Here is a 4,330-nt window from a genome sequence, read left to right as displayed (position 1 = left end):
TCGTTGTTTATCTACCAGAGCCCGGCGTCGCGCCGGGCTCAATCCTGAACGGACTTGTGGTTATTTATGGAAAAGTCGAAGTGGCGCAAAGTCGGTATGGGATTGGCGTTGGCAGTGGTGGCGGGGTTGGTGTTTTACACGGTGCAGGCACCGGCAGAGGCGCCGCAGTACCTGACCGCCACGGTCGAACGCGATGACATCGAGAACGCGGTGCTGGCCACCGGCGTGCTCGAAGGGATCAAACAGGTTGATGTCGGTGCGCAGGTCTCCGGCCAACTGAAATCGCTGAAGGTCAAGGTCGGCGACAAGGTGAAAAAAGGTCAGTGGCTGGCGGAGATCGATCCGCTGGTACTGCAAAACACCTTGCGTCAGGCTCAAGTCGATGAGGAAAACCTGCAAGCGCAGAAACGCGCCACGCAAGCCCAGCTCACGCAGACCAAGGCGATTTACCAGCGTTATCAGAACCTGCAGGAGGATGCGTCGATCTCGCGCCAGGATTTTGAAACCGCCGAGTCGAACTACCGGGTGCAGCAGGCCAACCTGATGTCGCTGGATGCGCAGATCAAGAGCGCGCACATCCAGATCGACACGGCCAAGGTCAATCTGGCGTACACACGGATTGTCGCGCCGATCGATGGCGACGTGGTCGGGGTGGTCACGCAGGAAGGGCAGACGGTGATCGCCAACCAACTGGCGCCGATCCTGCTGAAGCTGGCAGATCTGGACACCATGACAGTCAAGGCGCAAGTCTCGGAAGCCGATGTGATTCACATTGCGCCGGGGCAGGAGGTGTATTTCACCATTCTTGGCGAAGACAAACGCTATTACGCCAAGCTGCGCGGCACGGAACCGGCACCGCAGAATTTTCTCGAAACGGCACCCACCGGCACGCCGAAACAGAGCGCTGCGGTGTTTTACAACGCGCTGTTCGAGGTGCCGAATCCCGACCATCGCCTGCGTATTTCGATGACCGCGCAGGTGCGTATCGTCCTCGACACCGCCAAGTCGGTGCTGACCGTGCCGGTGGCGGCGCTCGGGCCACGTAACGCCGACGGCAGTTTTCCGGTGCGTGTACTGGACGGAAAGGGCCACGCGCAGTCGCGCAATGTGCAGACCGGGATCAACAACAACGTCAAAGTGCAGATCAATGGCGGTCTGGCTGAAGGCGATCGCGTGGTCATCGGTGATCCGCTGACCAATGTGGCGGGGGCCTGAGCATGACTGAGCCACTGTTACAGCTCACCGGTATCACCCGCAGTTTTACCGCCGGCGATCGCGAGTTTCTGGCCTTGAAGAACATCAACCTGACGATCAATGCCGGGGAAATGGTGGCGATCATCGGCGCCTCCGGCTCGGGTAAATCGACGCTGATGAACATCCTCGGGTGCCTCGATTACGCGACCGCCGGCAGCTACAAGATCAATGGCCGGGAAACCCGCGATCTGGACAATCAGGCGCTGGCCGAATTGCGCCGCGATTATTTCGGTTTCATCTTCCAGCGCTACCACTTGCTGCCGCACTTGAGCGCGATGCACAACGTCGAGATGCCGGCGATTTACGCCGGCACGCCTCAGCTTCAGCGCCATGCCCGGGCCAAGGAGTTGTTGGCACGGCTGGGGCTGGAGGGGCACCTGACGCATCGTCCGAGCCAGTTGTCCGGTGGTCAGCAGCAGCGCGTGAGTATCGCCCGGGCCTTGATGAATGGCGGCGAAGTGATCCTCGCCGACGAGCCGACCGGCGCGCTGGACACTGCCAGCGGCAAAGAAGTGATGCGCATCCTGCTGGAGCTGCACGCCGCCGGGCACACGGTGATTCTGGTCACCCATGACCCGAAAGTCGCGGCCAACGCCGAGCGCATCATCGAAGTCAGTGACGGCGAAATCCTCAGCGACCGCGCCAACGAACGTGACACCACGCACTTGCTCAGTGACGAGCCGGTGGCGCCGAAAGCGACGGCCTCACGACGTCTGGTCGCCAGTCTCGGACTGTTCAAGGAGGCCTTCAGCATGGCCTGGGTCGCTTTGATTTCCCATCGCATGCGCACCTTGCTGACCATGCTCGGGATTGTCATCGGCATCACCTCGGTGGTGTCGATCTCCGCCGTCGGCGAGGGCGCCAAGAACTACGTGCTCAAGGACATCGCGGCCATCGGCAGCAATACCATCGATGTCTATCCCGGCAGCAGTTACGGTGACAAGCGTGCAGCGTCCATCGAAACGTTGACGCCTGCCGATGTCACGGCGCTGAATCAGCTGTACTACGTCGACAGCGCCACGCCGATGATCGGCCGCAGCCTGTTGCTGCGCTATCGCAATATCGATCTGGATGCGCAGGTCAACGGTGTCAGCGATCAGTATTTCAAGGTGCGCGGGATCAAGATGGCGGCGGGCATCCCGTTCAGCGAAAGCGATGCGCGGCGTCAGGCGCAGGTGGTGGTGATCGATCACAACACCCGCCAGCGCCTGTTCGGACAGGATGTTGATCCATTGGGTCAGGTGATCCTGATCGGCAATCTGCCATGCACGGTGATCGGCGTGGCGGCGCAGGATAAAGGCCTGTTTGCCTCGGGCAAGACCCTTAACGTCTGGGTGCCCTACGAAACGGCGGCCGGGCGGGTGTTGGGTCAGCGTTATCTGGACAGCATCAGCGTGCGCATGAAGGACGGCCAGCCGAGCAAGGTGGTGGAGGAACACGTCACGCAACTGTTGCTGCAACGCCACGGCAGCAAGGACTTCTTCACCAACAACCTCGACAGTGTCTTGCAGACGGTACAGAAAACCAGCCGCTCACTGGCGTTGCTGCTGTCACTGATCGCGGTGATTTCGTTGGTGGTCGGCGGTATCGGCGTGATGAATATCATGCTGGTGTCAGTGACTGAACGGACCCGCGAAATCGGCATTCGCATGGCGGTGGGCGCGCGGCAGTCGGACATTCGTCAGCAGTTTCTGGTGGAGGCGGTAATGGTGTGTCTGTTGGGCGGGGCGATCGGGATTTCGCTCTCGTATGCCATCGGGCATCTGTTTTCGCTGTTTATCAAGGAATGGGAGATGGTCTTCTCGCTGACCTCGGTGCTCACGGCGGTGATCTGCTCGACGCTGATCGGCATCGTCTTCGGCTTCGTCCCGGCGCGCAACGCCTCGCGACTTGACCCGATTGAAGCGTTGGCACGGGATTAAGAGCTACCCCTCACCCTGACCCTCTCCCGGAGGGCGAGGGGACTGAGCGTGCTGATCTTTCGAGTTGCACCGATGTGGGATACCGGGTCGAACTCGGATTTTGAAAAGCACAAAGACAGGCTCCCTTTCCCCCTCGCCACTATGGGGGAGAGGGCCAGGGTGAGGGGGAGAATCTCACTGATACACCGAAAAAACCGAAGCTCTCGCTAATCCCTGTGTATCAAGCCGCACTCGACGCAGACGTCTCCAATGGCGAATACATCCAGCGCATCAATGAATGTCGCCCGCTGATGCCGAGTTTGATCGCGGCGCGCTTGAGGTAGCTCTCCACGGTGTTGACCTTGAGCTGCAACTGTTCGGCCAGCTCCGGGGCCGTGCGCCCGGCGAGCAGGCCGATGCACACCTCGCTTTCACGGTTCGACAGGCTCAACCCCAATTGTTGCAAACGCTCATTGAAGCGCAGGCGCAGGGTCTCGATGCCCGAGCCTTCGGTGGCCTCGGCCGGGCGTTCGCAGTCGGGATCGGCCGGTTGCAGGGCACAGATGTGTTTTTCTACCATCGGCAGCAGCAGCGGCGAAATATCTTGCAGGCGGCTGCGCTCCTGCGCGGAAAAACGTTGCGACTGATCGTTGCGATACACCGAAATCACATAGCGGTAGCCGTCCTTGCGCCGGGTCAGATGCAGTTGCGAGGCATCGGTGACTGTCGACGAATCAGGGTTCGGCAGGTCATGGGCGGTCGCTGCGTTGCGCTCGGAAAACACCGTTTCGGCGAGCAACGCGGCTTCTTTCAACGGTTCGGGTTCATTGCGGCGGGTGGCACGGCCCACCGGCTCGACACGCATCTGCCGAATATGGGTGGCATCGACGGCCAGTTGGGTGAGGATCAGGTCATGCAGCATGCGCGGAAAATGCCGGCTGCCGGTGCTGGCGATGACCTTGCCGATATACGGAAACAGGTGTGAGTTCATCTACGTCATCCATGAATTGGCGTGGTTACAAACGTCCTTGCAGCTTCGTCGACGATCTCCTTGAACGAGAAATTGCTGCAGGAATTGGATCCTATCCTAGTACAACGTACGAGCGACGGCTTAATGAAGGGGTTATTAGTTAATAACCGCTTCACCTGATCTCTCTGGTTTTCATTGCATACGT

At 59.9% G+C, this 4,330-nt stretch carries 3 protein-coding genes; 2 read left to right on the top strand and 1 reads right to left on the bottom strand.

Annotated elements, in window-relative coordinates:
- Positions 1-66 precede the first annotated feature (66 nt).
- Both macA and JFT91_RS13945 read left to right on the top strand, forming a co-directional pair.
- Positions 67-1,215: a macrolide transporter subunit MacA gene (macA, locus tag JFT91_RS13950; RefSeq protein ID WP_201202742.1), complete on the top strand. Its 1,149-nt coding sequence runs from the start codon at positions 67-69 to the stop codon at positions 1,213-1,215.
- Positions 1,216-1,217: 2 nt separating this feature from the next.
- A complete protein-coding gene (locus JFT91_RS13945; RefSeq protein ID WP_201202747.1) occupies positions 1,218-3,176 on the top strand; it encodes a MacB family efflux pump subunit in 1,959 nt (652 codons plus the stop codon).
- Positions 3,177-3,396: 220 nt separating this feature from the next.
- Here the strand turns inward: JFT91_RS13945 and JFT91_RS13940 are convergent, their stop codons facing one another.
- On the bottom strand, positions 3,397-4,146 hold the full coding sequence (locus JFT91_RS13940) for a helix-turn-helix transcriptional regulator (protein WP_201202748.1): 750 nt from the start codon (positions 4,144-4,146) through the stop codon (positions 3,397-3,399).
- Positions 4,147-4,330: the final 184 nt, after the last annotated feature.

It is taken from the genome of Pseudomonas sp. TH08 (genome assembly GCF_016651275.1).
Classification (GTDB): domain Bacteria; phylum Pseudomonadota; class Gammaproteobacteria; order Pseudomonadales; family Pseudomonadaceae; genus Aquipseudomonas.
Note: the sequence above shows the minus strand (reverse complement) of the source record. Positions and strands in the feature narration are given on the sequence as shown.